The organism is Citrobacter sp. CK199 (assembly GCF_030333285.1).
GTDB lineage: Bacteria > Pseudomonadota > Gammaproteobacteria > Enterobacterales > Enterobacteriaceae > Citrobacter_B > Citrobacter_B koseri.
On the sequence record NZ_JAOWGF010000024.1, the window covers coordinates 467,953 to 489,765 of the forward strand.

At 55.1% G+C, this 21,813-nt stretch carries 20 protein-coding genes; 7 read left to right on the plus strand and 13 right to left on the minus strand.

Annotation, left to right across the window (positions count from 1 at the left end; translation table 11 throughout):
* Nucleotides 1-76: 76 nt before the first annotated feature.
* The 6 genes from ruvB to aspS all read right to left on the minus strand — a co-directional run bounded on the left by ruvB (nt 77) and on the right by aspS (nt 5,333).
* Nucleotides 77-1,087, minus strand: coding sequence for a Holliday junction branch migration DNA helicase RuvB (gene ruvB, locus OGX75_RS06260; protein ID WP_012131998.1), 1,011 nt, complete (start codon nt 1,085-1,087; stop codon nt 77-79).
* An 8-nt stretch (nt 1,088-1,095) separates the two neighbouring features.
* On the minus strand, nt 1,096-1,707 hold the full coding sequence (gene ruvA, locus OGX75_RS06265) for a Holliday junction branch migration protein RuvA (RefSeq protein WP_012131997.1): 612 nt from the start codon (nt 1,705-1,707) through the stop codon (nt 1,096-1,098).
* Nucleotides 1,708-1,787: 80 nt separating this feature from the next.
* Nucleotides 1,788-2,309, minus strand: coding sequence for a crossover junction endodeoxyribonuclease RuvC (ruvC, locus tag OGX75_RS06270; protein WP_012131995.1), 522 nt, complete (start codon nt 2,307-2,309; stop codon nt 1,788-1,790).
* Nucleotides 2,310-2,346: 37 nt separating this feature from the next.
* Nucleotides 2,347-3,087: a YebC/PmpR family DNA-binding transcriptional regulator gene (locus tag OGX75_RS06275; RefSeq protein ID WP_012131994.1), complete on the minus strand. Its 741-nt coding sequence runs from the start codon at nt 3,085-3,087 to the stop codon at nt 2,347-2,349.
* A 28-nt stretch (nt 3,088-3,115) separates the two neighbouring features.
* Nucleotides 3,116-3,559 (minus strand): dihydroneopterin triphosphate diphosphatase, encoded by a 444-nt coding sequence (gene nudB, locus OGX75_RS06280; RefSeq protein ID WP_012131993.1) that lies wholly within the window; start codon nt 3,557-3,559, stop codon nt 3,116-3,118.
* Between the two features lies 1 nt (nt 3,560).
* The gene (gene aspS / locus OGX75_RS06285; RefSeq protein ID WP_114847792.1) at nt 3,561-5,333 is read right to left on the minus strand and encodes an aspartate--tRNA ligase; all 1,773 of its coding nucleotides are present in this window, start codon (nt 5,331-5,333) and stop codon (nt 3,561-3,563) included.
* 265 nt (nt 5,334-5,598) lie between these two features.
* Here aspS and OGX75_RS06290 point away from each other — a divergent pair, with 265 nt between their 5' ends.
* The 5 genes from OGX75_RS06290 to cmoB are packed head-to-tail and all read left to right on the plus strand — an operon-like array spanning nt 5,599 to nt 9,176.
* The gene (locus OGX75_RS06290) at nt 5,599-6,165 is read left to right on the plus strand and encodes a hydrolase (protein ID WP_114847791.1); all 567 of its coding nucleotides are present in this window, start codon (nt 5,599-5,601) and stop codon (nt 6,163-6,165) included.
* The gene (locus tag OGX75_RS06295) at nt 6,162-6,980 is read left to right on the plus strand and encodes a DUF72 domain-containing protein (RefSeq protein WP_114847790.1); all 819 of its coding nucleotides are present in this window, start codon (nt 6,162-6,164) and stop codon (nt 6,978-6,980) included. The genes OGX75_RS06290 and OGX75_RS06295 overlap by 4 nt, the downstream gene beginning before the upstream one ends.
* A gap of 51 nt (nt 6,981-7,031) precedes the next feature.
* Entirely contained in the window at nt 7,032-7,427 is a 396-nt protein-coding gene (locus OGX75_RS06300) for an MAPEG family protein (protein ID WP_012131989.1), read from the plus strand.
* Between the two features lie 40 nt (nt 7,428-7,467).
* Nucleotides 7,468-8,211, plus strand: a complete 744-nt coding sequence (gene cmoA / locus OGX75_RS06305; RefSeq protein ID WP_049010371.1) for a carboxy-S-adenosyl-L-methionine synthase CmoA — start codon at nt 7,468-7,470, stop codon at nt 8,209-8,211.
* Nucleotides 8,208-9,176, plus strand: a complete 969-nt coding sequence (cmoB, locus tag OGX75_RS06310; protein WP_049010369.1) for a tRNA 5-methoxyuridine(34)/uridine 5-oxyacetic acid(34) synthase CmoB — start codon at nt 8,208-8,210, stop codon at nt 9,174-9,176. Before cmoA ends, cmoB begins: the two co-directional genes overlap by 4 nt.
* Nucleotides 9,177-9,341: 165 nt before the next feature.
* Here the strand turns inward: cmoB and cutC are convergent, their stop codons facing one another.
* Nucleotides 9,342-10,088: a copper homeostasis protein CutC gene (gene cutC, locus OGX75_RS06315; RefSeq protein ID WP_012131985.1), complete on the minus strand. Its 747-nt coding sequence runs from the start codon at nt 10,086-10,088 to the stop codon at nt 9,342-9,344.
* A 33-nt stretch (nt 10,089-10,121) separates the two neighbouring features.
* Nucleotides 10,122-10,691 carry a VOC family protein gene (locus tag OGX75_RS06320; protein WP_071258724.1) on the minus strand — a complete coding sequence of 190 codons (570 nt, stop codon included), beginning with the start codon at nt 10,689-10,691 and terminating at the stop codon, nt 10,122-10,124.
* Nucleotides 10,692-10,929: 238 nt separating this feature from the next.
* Here OGX75_RS06320 and argS point away from each other — a divergent pair, with 238 nt between their 5' ends.
* Together argS and mrdA2 are read left to right on the plus strand one after the other, a co-directional pair.
* Complete coding sequence (argS, locus tag OGX75_RS06325) at nt 10,930-12,663, plus strand: arginine--tRNA ligase (RefSeq protein ID WP_114847789.1); 1,734 nt, start codon at nt 10,930-10,932, stop codon at nt 12,661-12,663.
* A gap of 285 nt (nt 12,664-12,948) precedes the next feature.
* Entirely contained in the window at nt 12,949-14,790 is a 1,842-nt protein-coding gene (mrdA2, locus tag OGX75_RS06330; protein ID WP_286451255.1) for a peptidoglycan DD-transpeptidase MrdA2, read from the plus strand.
* 95 nt (nt 14,791-14,885) lie between these two features.
* Here the strand turns inward: mrdA2 and bglB are convergent, their stop codons facing one another.
* The 5 genes from bglB to flhB form a co-directional block, all read right to left on the minus strand.
* Nucleotides 14,886-16,025, minus strand: coding sequence for a beta-galactosidase BglB (gene bglB / locus OGX75_RS06335; RefSeq protein WP_286451254.1), 1,140 nt, complete (start codon nt 16,023-16,025; stop codon nt 14,886-14,888).
* A gap of 4 nt (nt 16,026-16,029) precedes the next feature.
* Complete coding sequence (locus OGX75_RS06340; protein ID WP_219936943.1) at nt 16,030-17,613, minus strand: MFS transporter; 1,584 nt, start codon at nt 17,611-17,613, stop codon at nt 16,030-16,032.
* Nucleotides 17,614-17,874: 261 nt separating this feature from the next.
* The gene (gene flhE, locus OGX75_RS06345) at nt 17,875-18,267 is read right to left on the minus strand and encodes a flagellar protein FlhE (protein ID WP_012131977.1); all 393 of its coding nucleotides are present in this window, start codon (nt 18,265-18,267) and stop codon (nt 17,875-17,877) included.
* On the minus strand, nt 18,267-20,345 hold the full coding sequence (gene flhA / locus OGX75_RS06350; RefSeq protein ID WP_012131976.1) for a flagellar biosynthesis protein FlhA: 2,079 nt from the start codon (nt 20,343-20,345) through the stop codon (nt 18,267-18,269). The genes flhE and flhA overlap by 1 nt, the downstream gene beginning before the upstream one ends.
* The gene (gene flhB / locus OGX75_RS06355) at nt 20,338-21,489 is read right to left on the minus strand and encodes a flagellar biosynthesis protein FlhB (RefSeq protein ID WP_012131975.1); all 1,152 of its coding nucleotides are present in this window, start codon (nt 21,487-21,489) and stop codon (nt 20,338-20,340) included. Before flhB ends, flhA begins: the two co-directional genes overlap by 8 nt.
* Nucleotides 21,490-21,813: the final 324 nt, after the last annotated feature.

Sequence of the window (21,813 nt, forward strand, 5' to 3'; positions counted from 1 at the left end):
GCGCTCCGCTTACCGGGCCCACGTTCACAGGCAGGCCGGATAAGGCGCAGCCGCCATCCGGCCTAACTCACATAAGTTAAGGCATTTCCGGCGGCGTTATTCCAAAATGATTCCACGCCCGCACTGTCGCCATTCGCCCGCGCGGGGTTCGTTGCAAAAAGCCCTGCTGAATCAAATACGGTTCCAGTACGTCCTCAATCGTTTCACGCTCTTCACCAATGGCTGCGGCCAGGTTATCGAGACCGACGGGGCCGCCAAAGAATTTATCAATTACGGCCAGCAGCAGCTTGCGGTCCATATAGTCAAACCCTTCCGCATCGACATTCAGCATATCCAGCGCCTGAGCGGCGATATCCGCAGAGATGGCGCCGTTATGTTTCACTTCGGCAAAATCACGTACGCGACGCAACAGGCGGTTGGCGATACGCGGCGTACCGCGAGCGCGGCGGGCAACCTCCAGCGCACCTTCATCGCTCATTTCCAGCCCCATAAACCGCGCGCTGCGCCCGACGATGTGTTGCAGGTCAGGCACCTGATAAAACTCCAGACGCTGAACAATACCGAAACGGTCACGCAGCGGCGACGTCAATGACCCGGCTCGCGTGGTGGCGCCAATCAGCGTAAAAGGCGGCAGATCGATTTTTATCGAACGCGCAGCAGGCCCTTCGCCAATCATGATGTCCAGCTGATAATCTTCCATCGCCGGATACAACACCTCTTCCACCACCGGTGATAAACGGTGGATCTCATCGATAAACAGCACATCATGAGGTTCAAGGTTGGTCAGCATCGCCGCCAGATCGCCCGCCTTTTCCAGCACCGGGCCAGACGTGGTGCGCAGGTTCACGCCCATTTCATTGGCGACAATGTTAGCCAGCGTCGTTTTCCCCAGCCCCGGCGGGCCAAAGATCAGCAGGTGATCGAGCGCGTCGCCGCGCAGCTTTGCCGCCTGGATAAAGATCTCCATTTGCGAACGCACCTGAGGCTGACCAATGTACTCTTCCAGCAACTTCGGGCGAATGGCGCGATCGGCAACCTCTTCCACCTGGGTTCCACCTGCTGAAATCAGGCGATCTGCTTCTATCATCCTTTACCTCATAACGCGGCGCGGAGTGCTTCGCGAATCAATGTTTCACTGCTGGCGTCAGGGCGGGCAATTTTGCTCACCATGCGGCTGGCTTCCTGTGGTTTATAGCCCAGCGCCACCAGCGCAGCAACCGCTTCTTGCTCCGCATCATCCGTTGCCGGACTTGCCGGAGAGGTCAGCACCAGGTCGGCGGCCGGCGTAAAGAGGTCACCGTGCAGGCCCTTGAAGCGATCTTTCATTTCAACGATCAGGCGTTCTGCGGTTTTCTTACCAATACCCGGCAGTTTCACCAACGCGGCGGGTTCCTCGCGCTCAACGGCATTAACAAACTGCTGAGCCGACATCCCGGAGAGGATCGCCAGCGCGAGTTTCGGCCCGACGCCGTTCGTTTTGATCAGTTCTTTAAACAGGGTTCGCTCCTGTTTATTGTTAAACCCGTACAGCAATTGCGCATCTTCACGCACCACAAAATGGGTGAATACGGTCGCTTCTTTTCCAGATTCCGGGAGCTCATAAAAACAGGTCATCGGCATATGGACTTCATAGCCTACGCCGCCCACCTCAAGTAATACCAGCGGGGGTTGTTTTTCCAGAATAATGCCTCTGAGTCTGCCTATCACATTGCGCTCCTGCGTTGGGGCCGAAAAAGTAAAGTGGTATCATAAAAAAAGGCTGGATAGATATCCAGCCTCATTTGTCATTATCGTAGCCGCCCACGCGCCAGATTGAGCCGCGAGTCACTCATTTGCATCGCGTTCTGGCTAACGTGGCAGTGGGTGATGGCGATAGCCAGCGCATCCGCCGCATCCGCCTGGGGATTTGCCGGGAGTTTCAGCAACGTGCGCACCATGTGCTGTACCTGGCTTTTCTCGGCGCTGCCGATCCCGACAACGGTTTGCTTCACCTGACGGGCGGCATACTCAAACACCGGAAGATCCTGGTTTACCGCCGCGACAATCGCCACGCCGCGCGCCTGACCCAGCTTAAGCGCGGAGTCCGCGTTCTTCGCCATAAACACCTGTTCAATCGCGAAATAGTCCGGCTGGAACTGGGTGATGATTTCCGTCACGCCCGCATAAATCAGCTTCAGACGAGACGGTAAATCATCCACTTTCGTGCGGATACATCCGCTGCCCAGGTAAGTCAGTTGCCTGCCCACCTGACGAATCACGCCATAACCCGTGACGCGTGAACCCGGGTCGATACCGAGAATAATAGACATCACGCGCCTCCGATTAGAACGGAATTAAACCACGTCATTATAACGTAGCCGCAACCTCATCAGAGATCTCACCGTTATGGTAAACTTCCTGCACGTCGTCGCAGTCTTCCAGCATATCGATCAGACGCATCAGTTTCGGCGCGGTTTCCGCATCCATATCCGCTTTGGTGGACGGGATCATGGACACTTCAGCGTTGTCCGCTTTCAGACCCGCAGCTTCCAGCGCGTCGCGCACTTTGCCCATCTCTTCCCATGCGGTGTAGACGTCAATCGCACCGTCATCAAAGGTCACAACGTCTTCCGCACCGGCTTCCAGCGCGGCTTCCATGATGGTGTCTTCGTCGCCCTGTTCGAAGGAGATCACCCCTTTTTTGCTGAACAGGTAAGCCACGGAACCGTCAGTACCCAGGTTGCCGCCGCATTTGCTGAAAGCGTGACGCACTTCCGCAACGGTACGGTTACGGTTGTCAGACAGGCACTCAACCATCACAGCCGTGCCGCCAGGACCGTAACCTTCATAGATGATGGTTTCCATGTTCGCATCATCATCGCCGCCGACGCCGCGCGCAATCGCACGATTCAGCGTATCGCGGGTCATGTTGTTCGACAGCGCTTTATCGACTGCCGCACGCAGACGCGGGTTAGCGTCCGGGTCGCCGCCGCCCAGTTTGGCCGCCGTCACCAGCTCACGAATGATTTTGGTGAAAATTTTACCGCGTTTAGCATCTTGCGCTGCTTTACGGTGTCTGGTGTTGGCCCATTTACTATGACCTGCCATAAATAATATCTCCAAAAAGCGCGCCTTCTCAGGCGACGTTAATTACAAACTCTTCAATCGCCTGCCGGTTACTCCACGACTTGGTTAACTGCGCGGCTTCGTCCGCATTAACCCAACGATAGGTCAGATGTTCGGTGAACACGATCTCTCGTTCAGAGGGAAGAGCCAGGCAAAACCAGGATTCAGTATTACGCTCAATTCCCGGCGCGTAGCGATGACGTAAATGTGAAAAAATCTCAAATTCCACCGTGCGCTGACAGTCAATTAAGGTCAGTTGCTCTGCTGCAACATCTATTGTGACCTCTTCCTTTACTTCGCGCATAGCGGCTTGCGACGCGGTTTCGCCCTCTTCCAGACTGCCGGTAACCGACTGCCAGAAATCAGGATCGTCGCGTCGCTGTAACATCAGCACTCTCCCGGTGTCCTTTGCATAAATCACGACTAACACCGAGACAGGCTGTTTGTATGCCATATCAGTTATTCTCGGCCTTCTTAACGACATCAATACCCAGCTCAGCCAGCGCTGCCGGGTTCGCGAAACTTGGCGCTTCGGTCATCAGACAGGCAGCGGCAGTCGTTTTCGGGAAGGCGATAACGTCACGGATATTGTCGGTGCCGGTCAGCAGCATAGTCAGACGGTCCAGACCAAACGCCAGACCCGCATGCGGCGGCGTACCGTATTTCAGCGCATCCAGCAGGAAGCCGAATTTCTCGCGCTGTTCCTGTTCATTAATACCCAGAATACCAAACACGGTCTGCTGCATGTCGCCACTGTGGATACGCACGGAACCACCACCGACTTCATAACCGTTGATCACCATATCGTAGGCGTTAGCAACCGCGTTTTCCGGCGCAGCTTTCAGCTCGGCGGCGGTCAGGTCTTTCGGTGAGGTGAACGGATGGTGCATCGCCGTCAGGCCGCCTTCGCCGTCATCTTCAAACATCGGGAAGTCGATAACCCACAGCGGCGCCCATTTGGCTTCGTCGGTCAGGTTCAGATCTTTACCCACTTTCAGACGCAGCGCGCCCAGCGCATCGGCAACCACTTTTTTGTTGTCGGCGCCGAAGAAAATCATATCGCCGTCTTGCGCAGCGGTACGATCCAGAATCGCTTCCACGATTTCCGCATTCAGGAACTTCGCCACCGGGCTGTTGATGCCTTCCAGACCTTTCGCGCGTTCGGTGACTTTAATATAAGCCAGCCCTTTCGCGCCGTAGATCTTAATGAAATTGCCGTAGTCGTCGATCTGCTTACGGCTTAAGCTTGCGCCACCCGGCACGCGCAGGGCCGCTACGCGACCTTTCGGATCGTTAGCCGGGCCGGCAAAGACGGCGAATTCTACAGATTTCAGCAGGTCGGCAACGTCCACCAGCTCCATCGGGTTACGCAGGTCCGGTTTATCGGAACCGTAACGGCGCTCGGCTTCGGCGAAGGTCATGATCGGGAAGTCGCCCAGATCCACGCCTTTCACTTCCTGCCACAGATGGCGTACCAGCGCTTCCATCACTTCACGCACCTGCGGCGCGGTCATGAAGGAGGTCTCGACGTCGATCTGGGTAAATTCAGGCTGACGGTCAGCACGTAAATCTTCATCACGGAAGCATTTTACGATCTGATAGTAACGGTCAAAACCGGACATCATCAGCAGCTGTTTGAACAACTGCGGAGACTGCGGCAGCGCGTAGAATTTACCTTTATGGACGCGCGAAGGCACCAGGTAGTCACGCGCGCCTTCCGGCGTCGCTTTGGTCAACATCGGGGTTTCGATGTCGAGGAAGCCGTGGTCGTCCATAAAACGACGCACCAGGCTGGTGATTTTGGCACGGGTTTTCAGGCGTTGAGCCATTTCCGGGCGACGCAGATCCAGATAACGGTATTTCAGACGCGCTTCTTCGGTATTGACGTGATTAGAGTCAAGCGGCAGAGAATCTGCACGGTTGATGATCGTCAAATCGGACGCCAGCACTTCGATTTCGCCCGTCGCCATGTCGGCGTTGACGTTTTTCTCGTCACGCGCACGCACGGTGCCGGTCACCTGGATACAGAACTCATTACGCAGTTCAGAAGCCAGCTTTAACGCATCCGCACGATCCGGATCAAAGAAGACCTGTACGATACCTTCGCGGTCGCGCATATCGATAAAGATCAGGCTACCAAGATCACGACGACGGTTGACCCAACCACACAGAGTCACCTGCTGCCCCACGTGGGACAGATGTAGCTGTCCGCAATATTCTGTACGCATGAGATATCCCTTAACTTAGCCGCTGGCGGATTGTTGCCTGCTTTACAGGCGACGTTGTCGCAGCTTTAGCTGAATGTCACAACTGAATGAAAAAAGGCGGCTATTATACTGGAAATTCTGCCGCACGATAAGTCCGATACTGACTGTACGCGTGTTTGCTACGCGGTTATTGCGTATTCTCACAAAAATTAACAATATTTGTCGTCACTTTCCTTCGGGAACGCGCTTAAGGTGTAGCGGAATCATCTATTTTACAGGAGTCATCATGCTGGAACTGAACGCCGCAACCACTGCCCTGGTCGTTATTGATTTACAGGAAGGGATCTTACCTTTCGCTGGCGGCCCCCATGCGGCAAGCGATGTTGTCGCCCGCGCAGCGAAACTGGCCGCAAAATTTAGGGCAAACGGCTCGCCGGTGGTGATGGTTCGCGTCGGCTGGTCCGACGATTATGCCGACGCGTTAAAGCAACCCGTCGATGCCCGGACGCCAGCCAACGCGCTGCCGGAAAACTGGTGGCGTTATCCGGCGGCGCTCGGTAAAGGCGACAGTGACCTGGAAGTCACCAAGCGTCAATGGGGCGCGTTCTATGGCACCGATCTTGAGTTACAATTACGCCGCCGGGGAGTCGACACCATCGTGCTGTGCGGCATCTCCACCAATATCGGCGTAGAATCCACCGCGCGTAACGCCTGGGAGCTGGGTTTTGGTCTGGTGATCGCCGAAGATGCCTGTAGCGCCGCCAGCACGGAACAGCATCAAAGCAGCATGACACATATTTTTCCGCGTATCGCCAGAGTGCGCAGCGTGGAGGAGATCCTTAACGCGTTATGATCTACATCGGATTACCGCAATGGTCGCATCCTAAATGGGTGCGTCTGGGTATCACCAGTCTTGAAGAGTATGCCCGCCACTTTAACTGTGTGGAGGGCAACACCACCCTGTATGCGCTGCCGAAAGCAGAAATTGTCGAACGCTGGCATGCGCAAACAACGGATGATTTTCGCTTCTGCTTTAAGTTCCCCGCAACGATTTCGCATCAGGCCGCGCTGCGTAACTGCGACGATCTTGTGCAGGAATTTTTTACCCGCATGTCGCCGCTGGAGGCAAGAATTGGTCAGTACTGGCTGCAACTTCCCGCGACGTTTTCACCGCGCGACCTCCCTGCGCTCTGGCGCTTTCTTGACGCGTTGCCAAAGGCATTCACCTATGGCGTCGAAGTGCGCCATCCCGTGTTTTTCGCCAAAGGCGAGGAAGAACAACAGCTCAATCGCGGCCTGGTTGAACGCGGGGTGAATCGGGTGATCCTCGACAGCCGCCCGGTACACGCCGCGCATCCTCATAACCAGGCCATTCGCGAAGCGCAACGCAAAAAACCTAAAGTGCCGGTCCATGCCATCGTGACTGCGAAGCATCCGTTGATCAGGTTCATCGGCAGCGACAATATGGTGCAAAATCAGACATTTTTTGCCGACTGGCTGGCGAAACTCCCGCGGTGGGAAACGACCTCTACGCCGTATCTTTTTCTACACACGCCAGATATCGCGCAGGCTCCCGAGTTAGTGAATACATTATGGGAAGATTTACGCGCAGCCTTGCCCGGCATTGGAACCGCACCGTCTATTCCACAGCAATCTTCTCTTTTCTGAAATTGCCACCTATCATAGACAGTGCCATCAGGCATTTTAAAGGGAGTTTGTATGGTAAGCGCGCTATATACCGTATTAGGTGCGTTGTTGTTGATGAAGTTCTCTTTTGATGTTGTCCGACTACGGATGCTGTATCGCGTTGCCTACGGTGACGGCGGTTTTAGCGAACTGCAAAGCGCCATCCGCATTCACGGTAATGCGGTGGAATATATTCCTATCGCTGTCGCGCTGCTGCTGTTTATGGAAATGAACGGCGCCGAAACATGGATGGTGCATATCTGCGGGATTATTTTAATCGCTGGTCGGCTGATGCATTATTACGGTTTCCACCACCGTCTGTTTCGCTGGCGGCGTTCCGGGATGAGTGCGACCTGGTGCGCCTTGTTGCTGATGGTGCTGGCGAATCTTTGGTATATGCCCTGGGAGTTGGTTTTCTCCTTGCATTAGCGCACAATACGCCACTTTATTTTTCCCGGATTTTTACGTTATGTCTCACCGCGACACGCTTTTTTCTGCGCCTATCGCCAGTCTGGGCGACTGGACCTTTGATGAACGGGTAGCTGAAGTCTTCCCGGATATGATCCAGCGCTCTGTTCCCGGCTATTCCAATATCATCTCCATGATTGGCATGCTGGCCGAACGCTTCGTACAACCCAATACGCAGGTCTACGATTTAGGCTGTTCACTGGGCGCTGCGACGCTCTCGGTGCGTCGTAATATTCATCATGCCAACTGTAAAATCATCGCCGTCGACAACTCCCCGGCGATGATTGAACGCTGCCGCCGTCATATCGACGCTTACAAAGCCCCGACCCCGGTTGAGATTGTGGAAGGCGATATTCGCGACATCAGCATCGAGAACGCCTCAATGGTGGTGCTGAATTTTACCCTGCAATTCCTTGAGCCGCTTGAGCGCCAGGCCTTGCTGGATAAGATTTATCAGGGTCTGAATCCGGGCGGCGCGCTGGTGCTGTCGGAAAAGTTCAGCTTTGAAGACACAACGGTTGGCGAATTGCTGTTCAATATGCACCATGACTTTAAACGCGCCAACGGCTACAGCGAACTGGAGATCAGCCAGAAGCGCAGTATGCTGGAAAACGTCATGCTGACCGACTCGGTTGAAACCCACAAAGCGCGTCTGCATCAGGCTGGTTTCGAGCATAGCGAACTGTGGTTCCAGTGCTTCAACTTTGGTTCGCTGGTGGCGCTGAAGTCCGGGGTGCCCGCATGATCGAGTTCGGTAACTTTTATCAGCTGATTGCCAAAAGCCCGCTTTCTCACTGGCTGGAAACCCTGCCTGCGCAAATCGCGACCTGGCAGCGCGATCAGCATGGTCTGTTTAAGCAGTGGTCGAACGCGGTGGAGTTCCTGCCGGAATTAACGCCGTACCGTCTGGATTTATTGCACAGCGTCACTGCCGAAAGCGAAACGCCGTTGAGCGAAGGCCAGCTTAAGCGTATCGACACCCTGCTGCGAAACCTGATGCCGTGGCGTAAAGGCCCGTTCTCTCTGTATGGCATCAATATTGATACCGAATGGCGTTCCGACTGGAAATGGGATCGCGTTTTGCCGCACCTGTCCGATCTGACCGGCCGCACCATTCTGGATGTCGGCTGCGGCAGCGGATATCACATGTGGCGCATGATTGGCGCGGGCGCGCATCTTGCCGTGGGAATCGACCCGACGCAGTTGTTCCTGTGTCAGTTTGAAGCGGTACGAAAATTGTTGGGCAACGACCAGCGCGCGCATCTGTTGCCGCTGGGCATCGAGCAGCTTCCGGCGCTGAATGCGTTTGATACCGTCTTTTCAATGGGCGTGCTTTACCACCGTCGTTCTCCGCTGGAACATCTCTGGCAACTGAAAGATCAACTGGTGAAAGACGGCGAACTGGTGCTGGAAACCCTGGTGGTGGAAGGCGATGAAAACACCGTGCTGGTGCCAGGCGACCGCTATGCGCAGATGCGCAACGTCTACTTTATCCCTTCCGCGCTGGCGCTGAAAAACTGGCTGGAGAAATGTGGTTTTGTCGATGTGCGGATTGCCGATGTCTGCGTGACCTCCACCGAGGAGCAGCGTCGCACCGGATGGATGGTCACCGAGTCGCTGGCTGATTTCCTCGATCCGAATGACCACAGTAAAACCGTCGAAGGTTACCCTGCCCCGCTGCGCGCGGTGCTGATTGCACGCAAGCCGTAATTGATTGCCCGGTGGCACTACGCTTACCGGGCCTACAAATCCCGTAGGCCTGATAAGGCACAGCCGCCATCAGGCATAAAAAGCGCAAAAAAAGGCCCCTGTTGAAATGGCAGGGGCCTGGTACGAGCAAGCATCATATTGGGCGACATGATGCAACGGTAAAAATCAATTGGCCTGATGGCGCACAATGACTCCTTTCATTTCAGCAACCGCCGCCCCGTCTACCGCATAGCGCGAATACTCGTCCGCTTGTGCGTCAGTTGACATGGACAATCCATGATTGCGATAACGCATTGGTGAGGCTTGCCACGCTCCTGCGGAGCTGTGCACTTCCTGCACCCCGGCATCAAGGAAACGTTGCAGATTCTCTGAACGTACCCCTGCTCCGGCCATAATGATTGGAGCATCGCCCTGCGCAATAAGTTCCATAATTATTGGCAAACCGTGCACCGCATCTGATTTTTGCCCTGAAGTGAGCACTCTGGCGACACCCAAATCCGCGAGATTCTTCAGTGCATTGAATGGATTAGCGCACATATCAAACGCGCGATGAAAAGTGACGGCCAGCGGCCCGGCGGCGGCCATTATTTTCTCCATTCGCGCGAGATCCACATTGCCATCGACATCCAGCACGCCAGTAACCAGACCTGGAAATCCCAGTTCTCTGACGGTACGCACATCCTCAAGCATTGCGGCAAATTCACCATCGGTATAACAGAAGTCGCCGCCGCGAGGACGAATAATGGGATGCACCGCAATCGCAACATGCTGGCGAACCGTGCGCAGCACGCCCAACGACGGCGTCAGTCCCCCCTCTTTTGGCGCCGCGCACAATTCAATGCGATCCGCGCCATTTTGCTGCGCGGTGAGCGCACATTCCATGCTGTAACAACAGATCTCCAGTAACGCCATGTTCACTCCTTTTTAGCGTTTTCGCGCGTCACGTCAGTCGGCTGACTGTTCGCTTGCCACAATGGCCTCAATTGACCAGGGATGAAATTTAATGGTCACCTTGCCGTCGGTCACGGCCAGCGTCGGATTCGGCAGACGCTCGCGCGCCCCTTTCGGCGAACTGGTTTTCACGACAATGCCCGGCTGGCTCAGCCCCTCGTCGGACAACAGCGCCAGCGCCCGCGCGTTCAGGCTCTCCGGCTCGCCAGGGAGGACAATTTCGATATGTTCCCAGCCTTCATGCGGGTAGCGTTTTTCACCCGGCCACGGCAATTCAACAATCGAAAACCGCCAGTGTTCGACGCAAACAGGCTCATGTAATTTGAACAGGCAGATCGGCCTGCCGTTGATGATATTTTCCGACAGCAGCGCGCCGCACTGTTCAAATCCGCGACGCCAGCGCTCAGCGGTCGCATTCTGGTGGCAGCGCAAAGAAATGTGATCGGCTTCAAGCGGTGCGAAATCCAGACCGAGGCGAGTGGAAAGTTCTCTGAACGCCAGAGTGAATCGCGGTAAATCTGCGGAAATATCATGCAGTTCGTCAATAGTCTGCCAGTTCGCCATAATCAAAACTCTTATCGGTGTACAAAGTCGCTAATTTACTCTGTTGTGCATCGCCAACCAACCGCTGATTTCTTTGAATATAAAATGAATGCTTATGCATAATTTTATTGCGCATATTTCCAGCGATACGGCGCGCGCGCAATGCTGACGCCAACGGGCATTTGCAGTATACTCCCGCCCTAAATTCTTAAACTGGCGCGGACTCAGTTAATCCGCGTCTTACACGTAAGGTATTCCGGTGAATATTCAGGCTCTTCTCTCAGAAAAAGTTAGTCAGGCCATGATTGCAGCAGGCGCGCCTGCAAATTGCGAACCGCAGGTTCGTCAGTCAGCAAAAGTACAGTTCGGCGACTATCAGGCCAACGGCATGATGGCAGTTGCTAAAAAACTGGGTATGGCGCCGCGACAACTTGCAGAGCAGGTGCTGACTCATCTGGATCTCAGCGGCATCGCCAGCAAGGTTGAAATCGCAGGTCCTGGCTTTATCAATATTTTCCTCGACCCGGCATTTCTTGCAGAACATGTTCAACAGGCGCTGGCTTCTGAGCGTCTGGGCGTGGCTAAGCCTGCGAAACAGACCGTGGTTATCGACTACTCCGCGCCTAACGTCGCGAAAGAGATGCATGTCGGCCACCTGCGCTCCACCATCATCGGCGATGCCGCCGTGCGCACGCTGGAGTTCCTCGGCCATCACGTTATCCGCGCTAACCACGTCGGCGACTGGGGAACACAGTTCGGTATGCTTATCGCCTGGCTGGAAAAACAGCAGCAGGAAAACGCAGGTGAAATGGCGCTGGCCGACCTCGAAGGTTTCTACCGTGATGCGAAAAAACATTACGATGAAGACGAAGCGTTCGCCGAGCGCGCACGTAACTACGTGGTGAAACTACAGGGCGGCGACCCGTACTTCCTCGACATGTGGCGCAAGCTGGTTGACATCACCATGACGCAGAACCAGATCACCTACAACCGACTGAACGTTACGTTAACCCGTGACGATGTGATGGGTGAAAGCCTGTATAACCCGATGCTGCCTGGCATCGTCGCCGACCTGAAAGCTCAGGGGCTGGCGGTTGAAAGCGAAGGCGCAACCGTTGTTTTCCTTGATGAATATAAAAACAAGGAAGGCGAACCGATGGGCGTGATCATTCAGAAGAAAGATGGCGGCTATCTCTACACCACCACCGACATCGCCTGCGCGAAATACCGCTATGAAACGCTGCATGCGGATCGCGTGCTGTACTACATCGACTCCCGCCAGCATCAGCACCTGATGCAGGCATGGACCATCGTACGCAAAGCCGGTTACGTGCCGGATTCCGTGCCGCTGGAACACCATATGTTCGGCATGATGCTCGGTAAAGACGGCAAGCCGTTCAAAACCCGCGCGGGCGGTACGGTGAAGCTGGCCGATCTGCTGGATGAAGCGCTGGAACGCGCACGCCGTCTGGTGGCCGAGAAGAACCCGGATATGCCTGCCGACGAGTTGGAAAAACTGGCTAACGCGGTTGGTATCGGCGCGGTGAAATATGCGGATCTCTCCAAAAACCGCACTACTGACTACATCTTCGACTGGGACAACATGCTGGCGTTCGAAGGCAACACCGCGCCATATATGCAGTATGCCTATACCCGCGTGCTGTCCGTGTTCCGTAAAGCGGAGATTGACGAGAGCGCCCTGTCCAGCGCGCCGGTCGTTATCCGTGAAGATCGCGAAGCCCAGCTGGCTGCGCGCCTGTTGCAGTTCGAAGAAACGCTGACCGTGGTCGCGCGTGAAGGTACGCCGCATGTGATGTGCGCCTACCTGTATGACGTTGCCGGTTTGTTCTCTGGCTTCTACGAGCACTGCCCGATCCTCAGCGCGGAAAACGAAGAGGTTCGTAACAGCCGTCTGAAACTGGCGCAACTGACCGCGAAAACGCTGAAACTGGGTCTGGATACGCTGGGTATTGAGACCGTAGAACGGATGTAATCACATCGGGTGATGTGAAAACCCGCGCTATGTCGCGGGTTTTTTATTTTCCCGAATAACCGCCCTCGTAGGCCTGATAAGCGAAGCGCCATCAGGCGGTAAGGCGCACCTTGCCGGATGGCGGCGTAAACGCCTTATCCAGCCTACGAGAAACGGCTACGTTAACTGTAATTTGTAACGACTCACAAGGAATGACACATTTCCGTAGAGAGATGGAACATCTTTTGTCTGTCATGCCAGTGACGCCTCCGTATTATTAGGCGGCGAATTTATCGGGTGTGGACAATGACGTTTAAAGATTTTGCTGCGGAAGAAAAACTCTTTCTGAGACGCGTGATAGTGGCCTTTGGCCTGGTGGTTGTCTGCTTTGGCGTCCTGATTGTCAATCTCTACGATTTACAAATCCGTCAGCATCAGTATTACACAACCCGTTCAAACGAAAATGACATCAAAATGCTGCCCGTCGCCCCGACGCGCGGCATCATCTACGATCGCAACGGTATTCCGCTGGTGCGTAATATCACCTGGTATGATATTTCCGTCACCCCATACAAAATTGCCGACATGGACGCGCTGTTACGTCAGCTTACCCCTCTCGTGGATCTCACGCCTGATGATATTGCGGCCTTTCACCATGCGTTGAAATCAGGCAGCCGCTATCGCCCGGTGGTATTGAAAAACGCGCTGTCGGACGTCGAAATTGCCCGCTTTTCCGTTAACCAGTTCCATTTCAACGGCGTGACGATCAACAGTTATGAAGACCGTCAGTACCCCTACGGCGCGGAGCTGGCGCATGTGCTCGGTTACGTGTCGAAGATTAACGACAGCGACCTGAAAGCGCTGGATGAAAAAGGTCTGGCTGAGAACTATGCCGCCGCTCACAACATCGGTAAGCAGGGCATTGAACGCTATTACGAAAATGATCTACACGGCAAAACGGGCTACCGGGAGGTCGAAGTGGATAACCACGGACGCATCGTGCGCCTGTTAAAAAATGTCCCGCCCGTTGCCGGCAAAGACATCCACCTGACGCTGGATTTACATCTACAGGAATATATAGAAAGCCTGCTTGCCGGTCAGCGCGCGGCAGTGCTGGTCGAAGATCCCCACGACGGTTCAGTACTGGCGATGGTCTCCACGCCCAGCTATGACCCAAACCCGTTTGTGAAGGGCATCAGCCATCAGGATTACGGCAGGTTACTGCATGATAAAGATCTGCCGTTGATTAACCGCGTCACCCAGGGGCTGTACCCGCCCGCCTCCACGGTGAAACCTTATATCGCGATGTCTGCGCTGTTAAACGGCGTTATCACGCCGCAAACCACCTTCTTCGGTGCGCCGACCTGGACGCTCCCCGGCACGCAACGCCATTACCGCGACTGGAAAAAAACCGGCCACGGTATGCTGGATGTCACCAAAGCGATTGAAGAATCCGCCGACACCTTTTTCTATCAGGTTGCCTGGATGATGGGGATCGATCGCATTAACACCATGCTCGGTCAATTTGGTTACGGCAAACCCACCGGTATCGATCTGGATGAAGAATATAACGGCCTGCTGCCCAGCCGCGAGTGGAAAGAGAGAGTACATAAAAAAGCCTGGTATCAGGGGGATACGATTTCAGTCGGTATCGGCCAGGGGTACTGGATTGCCACGCCGATCCAGATGGTGAAAGCGATGGTAGCGCTGATCAACAACGGGAAAGTGATCGCCCCTCACCTGCTTCAGAGTGAAGTGTCCGGCAAGACCGTCATGCCCTGGCAGGCACCTCAGACGGAAACGCAGATTGCCGATGCCGCCTCGCCTTATTGGGGGCTGGTGCGACAGGCGATGTTTGGTATGGCGAATGCGCCGAACGGCACCGGTTATAAATTCTTCCACACCGCACCCTACGGTATTGCAGCCAAAAGCGGCACTTCGCAAGTGTTCAGTCTGAAAGAAAACCAGACCTATAATGCGAAAATGATCCCCATCCGTCTGCGCGACCATGTGTTTTACACCGCTTTCGCGCCGTATAAAAATCCGAAGGTCGCGGTGGCGTTGATTCTGGAAAACGGCGGCAGCGACGGCGTGACCGCCGCGCCGGTGATGCGGCAAATCATGGATCACTTTTTTGCGCCGCAATAACAGCACATGCCGGATGGCGGCGTAAACGCCTTATCCGGCCTACAAACTGCGTCGAACCGTAGGCCCGATAAGCGCAGCGCCATCGGGCGTCCCTCTCAAAAATACTTACGCAAATACTCTGTCAGACACAGTATCGCCATCGCCTGCCCGTACGGCATCGATGTCAGCGGAATGTCGCGATAGAAATCCAGATCGTGCCCCATTCCCGTGCCAAAGGACGTTTGCAGCAGCTCGCCTTCCGGCGAAATGTGTTTCACGATACCGCGAATCGCGTTTTCAGCCGTCTGCGCATATTCCGCCCCAACATAGCGTTTACGCACCGCTTTCAGAATGCCGTAGGCGAACCCCGCCGTTGCCGAGGCCTCCAGATAGGAATCAGGATCGTCCAGCAGGGTATGCCATAGCCCACTCTCATCCTGACAATTTGCCAGCGCGACGATCTGCGCGTTCAGAACCTGAATCAGATAGCGGCGAACCGCGTTCTTCTCCGGCAAATCGACCAGTTCCAGGAAATCTGGAATCACGATGGTAAGCCAACTGTTACCCCGCGCCCAGCGAGCCCTGGCAAAGTTATGATGACCATCATAGCTCCAGCCGTGAAACCACAGACCGGTCTCTTTATCCATCAGGTTCTGTACGTGCAGCAGGAACTGATAAATCGCCTCTTCCACATACTCCGGGCGGTTGAGCAGTTTGCCAATCTTCGCCAGCGGCATCACCGTCATCATCAGCGTGTCATCCCACATCTGCTGATGGTTTTCTTCCGCCAGCGTCATGTGCTGCATACCGCCATGATCGGTGCGCGGCATCTCATTCATCGCCCACTCCGCCCAGGACTCAAGCCAGGGCAGATACGCCGGATTACGCGTCTCTTCATAGCGATACGCCAGCGTCAAAAACGGCGCCATCGTGTTAACGTTTTTGGTGGTCGCGCCTTCGGCGAAACGCTCGGCAAACCAGTTATCGATAATGTCGCGCATTTTCTCATCACCGGTCTGTTGATAATACTGATGCATACCGTACAGACCGACGCCATGCGTCCACTCCCATCCTGCCCAGCCTTTGGTATCAATCACCCGGCCATCGTCCAGGCGCAGCAGAAATTGTCCGCTCTCATCCCTGATATTGACCAGATTGTTCGTCACCGTCTGAATCAAGGCTTGCAGCGCTTCCCGGGAGATAAATCGCTCCGGCTGACGTAATAATGGGCTGTGTTTGACGGGCCAAACTTTCATATCCTTAACCTCTGTTCAATGTCGAATTCAGCGCAGCGCCCTGTTGAAGCGAAGGCGCCGCAGGTTTATTACGGTTCAGATAACCAATATTGTTGTTACCCCACAGTGATTCATACGGCATACCGGAGAGCATCTCGACGGTCGCACGCGCCTGCGGCGTGATGGCTTCCGGCATCACCCGGCCCGACTCACGCATTTTGGCGGTCTCTTCACGCAGGGTGCCGTGCGTTTGCAAATTCAGTTTGAAACGCAAAGAAACCAGAAAACCAAAGGCCAGCACGGACAGCGTGCCGCAGCTCAGAATCAGCAGAATGGTATGACTGACCGCTTCAGGCTGTATGCTCTGCCCTGAGACAAAACCAGACATCTGCATCACAATCCCGACCAGCATGACGGCCCCGGCCTGAGAGGCTTTACGGGTCAGCGTCATGATGCCCGCGAAGATCCCTTCCCGCCGTTGACCGGTAATCACCTCATCAACATCGGCAATATAGGTGTAGGTATTCCACGGCACATAGTTGATCCCGCCGCGACCAAGCCCCGCCAGCGCTGAGATCAGCAGCAGCAGCGAATAAACATCGCTTAAGCCCACATAATAAAGAACGGCATAAGAGAGAGAACTCAGACCAAAGAGCACCACGACCATCCGGTATGACGGCGCAGGCCCGAAGCGAATGCACAGCGGGATCATGGCAATCACCGCAATGAACTGGAAGATAGCCATCGTACCGAGCAGATTCGACGCCAGTGAGGCTTCCTGCATCAGGACAAAAACAACATACCAGGTAAAGACGGCGTTAAAGACGTCCTGTGCGATATATCCCCCAAGATACATCCCCAGATGCTGGCGGAAAATCTTGATGCGCAGCGTCGAGCTCAGCTCAACAAACAAACGGCTCATACTCTGGCTGAACGTCAGGCTTTTCTTCTCTTCTTCCGCGCGCAGCGCCGCCTCCGTCCACTCTTCGCGCGGGCGCTCCCAGGTAAAGAACCACACAAAAGTCAGCATCAGCGCGCACAGCACCGAGAACACCAGGCTGGCATAGAAAAAAGAAATGGGGTTGTCTTTACCAAAGGCAGTCAGCAGGATACCCGGCAGGAACGAGGCCAGAATCGCAGACATCTGCGCCATTGAGATACGCGCCCCGGAGAACCGGGTCTTCTGTTTGAAGTCATCGGTCATTTCCGGCACCAGCGTCTCGTAAGGGACAAGAATCATGGTGTAGACAATGTCGAACAGCAGATAAGTCAGCAGGTAGTACCAGAATCCCATATCGCCAACCCACATGAGCGAGTAGCTAAAGACGCATGGAATACCAAGCAGAATAAAGAATTTACGACGGCCAAAGCGTCTGCCGAACCAGGTCGAACCGAAGTTATCGGTCAGAAAGCCCATCAGCGGGCTGACGACCGCATCCAGAACCCTCGCGGCAGCGAAAATGAATGTCGCCTCAATCGGCGTAAGGCCACAGAAGGTCGTATAGAAATAGAGTAACCATGCGGCGGTTAATGCAGTGGTTCCTGCGCCCAGAAAATCGCCCGAACCATAGGCTAAATAATTCGCCAATCCAATTTTACGTGTTTTCATGCCGTTAACCCTGCAAATTGTTGGGAGACCCCCGGCATATTGGCTTCGCCAAAGGGAGTTTTTACACGGCCACAGTAAAAGCTAACGGGAAGTGAAACCTTTTCATTTTTGCCACGCCATCAGACGAGATGGCAAAAATACAAAGAGTCTGGCAACGCGCGTCACCGATTTATAAAACAGCGTTTCTATTGAATCAAAAGATGGGGTCAAAATTGTGAGGCAGCCAGCACGTTGTCTGCTGGCTGCTGTTGGCGCGGGGAGTTAACGATAGTTTACAATCACCTGATTACGCTGCACTTTTAATGCGGGAATCAGTCGCCCGCCGCCCGGCACCTCCCACACGAAGCGCAACGGTTCAGCGGCAGGCACATTCGCGAACCCGTGGGTGGTTCCGCTCTGTCCGTCCAGCTCCACGCAACGGGACTGTGAACACAAACGCGCCCGAAGCCCCGCCGGCGTCGGGCCATTCAGTTCATAGCGCCAGGCGACCAGCGTCATTAAACCGGACACCGGCTGGCCTGACGACAATGGAGCAGACGACGCCGACACCCCACGATGGTTCAGGGTAATGCCGATACTGCTGGCCTGCCACGCCCCTTCTCCGGCGGCCTGTACCGCCAGCGGAAATAACAATAAACCGAGTAATTTACGCATTATTTCCCTCCAATTGTCGCCGTCATACGGATGTTGCGATTATCAGAAAGCTCCATGTTCGACAACACCACCAGTTGCGGCAAACTCCGGCGTAAAAAGCGCGACAGCAGCGGGCGTAGCGCGTGGTTCACCAGCAGAACCGGCGGCGCGCCCAGCATTTCCTGACGGGACAGCGCCTCCTGGGTTTGCGCCAGCAAGCGATCGGCCAGCCCCGGTTCAAGGCCGCCACCGCCCTGTAACGCCTGCAACAGCAGGCGCTCCAGCGGAGTATCCAGCCCAATCACCTGCACTTCGTCATTGCCCGGGAACCACTGCTGCGTAATCGCCCTGCCCAGCGCCACACGCACCACGGCGGTTAATTCATGCGGATCGCTCTGCAACGGCGCATGTTCCGCCAGCGTTTCCAGAATCGTGCGCATATCACGGATCGGCACTTTTTCATCCAGCAGGTTCTGCAACACTTTATGCAGGGTCGTGAGCGTTACAACGCCAGGCACCAAATCTTCCGTCAGCTTTGGCATCTCTTGTGATACGCGATCCAGCAGTTGCTGCGCTTCCTGGCGACCAAACAACTCTGCGGCAAACTGACCAATCAAGTGGTTAAGATGCGTCGCCACGACGGTGCTGGCTTCCACCACGGTGAAGCCCTGAATCTGCGCCTGCTCTTTCAGCGCGCTTTCGATCCAGATGGCGTCCAGGCCAAAAGCGGGATCGACAGTCTGTTCGCCCGGCAGCGTTCCCGCCGCCGTGCCAGGGTTAATCGCCAGCCAGCGCCCCGGATAGGCGTCGCCGCTGCCAATTTCTACCCCTTTCATCAGAATGCGATAGCGCGCTGGCTGTAAGTCCATATTGTCGCGAATGTGTACCACCGGCGGCAGGAAGCCCATATCCTGGGCAAACTTTTTACGAATACTGCGGATTCGCCCGAGCAGTTCGCCGTCCTGCTGGAAATCCACCATCGGGATCAGGCGGTAGCCCACCTCCATGCCCAGCGAATCTTCAAGCTGTACATCGTTCCAGGTGGCTTCAACCACCGAATTATTTTCCGGCATCTTGACGGCCTGCGGCTCTGCCGGTGGTTTTTGTTCACGCCCGCGCAGCCACCAGGCAAGGCCCAATAGCGCCGCCGTAAACATCAGGAACACCAGGTTTGGCATCCCCGGCACCAGGCCAAGCAGGCCGAGAACCGATGCGCTGAGCAGCATCACGCTCGGGTTGCTGAACAGTTGCCCCACCATCTGTTCGCCCACATCCTGGTCGGTGCTTACGCGGGTGACGATAACGCCCGCCGCCGTAGAGATCACCAGCGCCGGGATTTGCGCCACCAGGCCGTCGCCGATCGTCAGCAGGGTGTAACTTTCCGCCGCGTGCCCCATGTCCATCCCGTGTTGCAGAACCCCCACCAGCAGGCCGCCCACGATGTTAATGACCATGATTAAGATACCGGCGATGGCATCCCCGCGCACAAACTTACTCGCACCGTCCATTGACCCGTAGAAATCCGCTTCCTGCGTCACTTCAGCACGACGTTTTTTCGCTTCATCTTCGCCAATCAGACCAGCGTTCAGGTCAGCGTCGATCGCCATCTGTTTACCGGGCATCCCGTCCAGCACGAAACGCGCGCCCACTTCCGCGATACGCCCGGCGCCCTTGGTGATAACCATAAAGTTGATGATGACGAGAATGACGAACACCACGATACCGATCGCAAAGTTGCCGCCGACCAGGAAGTGACCAAACGCCTCGACCACCTTCCCCGCCGCCGCTGCGCCGGTATGCCCTTCCATCAGGATAATACGGGTTGACGCCACGTTCAGCGCCAGGCGCAACAGCGTGGTGAAAAGCAATATTGTCGGGAATGCGGCAAATTCCAGCGTGCGCTGGGTGAACATCGCCACCAACAGCACCATGATCGACAGCGCGATATTAAAGGTGAACAGCAGGTCGAGGATGAAGGCGGGCAGCGGCAGCACCATCATCGACAAAATCAGCAGGATGAGGATCGGCCCGGCAAGAATTTGCCATTGCGTGGATTTCAGGTTGCTGGGCAGGCGCAGCATCGCGACCAGATTAGCCATCAGTATTCTTCTCGTTCATAAAATCCAGTGCTTCAGGCACAGGAAGATTTTCAGGTTGTGGAGGACGTTGTCCACCGGCAAGACGCCAGCGTTTGAGCTGCCATACCCATGCCAGCACTTCTGCCACTGCGGCATAGAGCTGGCCGGGGATTTGCTGACCAATTTCAGCATGCCGATACAAGGCGCGCGCCAGCGGGGGCGCTTCTAAGGTCGGCACCCGATGTTCCGCGCCGATTTCGCGAATGCGCAGCGCCACCAGTCCCGCGCCTTTGGCGACCACTTTTGGCGCACTCATTTTGTTTTCGTCGTACTGCAACGCAACCGAGTAATGCGTCGGGTTAGTCACGATGACATCCGCTTTGGGCACATCTTCCATCATGCGCCGCTGCGCAGCCGCACGCTGCATCTGGCGAATTTTCCCTTTGATGTGCGGATCGCCTTCACTCTCTTTAAATTCATCGCGAATATCTTTACGCGACATCCGCAGTTTCTTCAGGTGGCTGAAGATCTGGAAGACGACGTCAAACGCCACCATCGGAATCACGCCCAGTACAACCAGAAGCGCGCACAGCCCGACTAAATCAAGCGCGTTGCCCATCGCCGTAACCGGAGATTCCGCCATCAGGCGCATCATCTCCGGCCAGTGATGCCAGAGATAAAATCCCGCCACGCTTCCCACCAGCGTCGATTTCAGGATTGCTTTCAGCAGTTCCGCGCCGGTCTGGGCGGAGAACATGCGTTTAATCCCCGATAGCGGATTCAGTTTTGAAAATTTGGGTTGCAGTGATTTACCGCTGAAAATCAGGCCGCCGAGCATGACCGGCGAGATCAGCGCGACCAGCACAACGCCGGTGATGAGCGGCAGCAACGCAATCATCGCCTCTTTAATCAGCAAAATAATCTGCCCGAGGATCAAATTGGGGTCGTTCACCATGCTGTGATCGAAACGCAGCCCAGCCGACAACATCCCCGCCAGGCGACGCGCCAGCGACTCACCGCCGATCCAGATAATGCAAACGCCCACCAGCAAAATCAGCAGTGAGGTCAACTCCTTCGATCGGGGGACTTGCCCTTCCTCCCGCGCTTTTTCAAGTCGGTGGGGTGTGGGGGCTTCTGTTTTGTCGTCGTCGCTCTCTTCTGCCACTGCATACGCCTGCTGCCATTACGTTGCATCGATCATGCCAGAACACGCCGCAGTCAATAGGCGGAATAGCCCCCATAACGCCCTCTTTTTGTCTTGTTTGTCAGCAAGCGGATTTTCTCTGCCGGTCAGGCGTCTTATTTTCGGAATAAGGGAAGTGGGATCACATTTCATTGACATAAAATACAATGAGCATTTATATAAACCTGTATTACGGAGGTTAATTTCGCCTTCTGTCATCAAGATTAAAGAAGTCTTTAAAATATATTACCTGGTTTTCATTTCTTCAATTTATCTTTTCACCAGAGAAAAAATACTTTATTACAA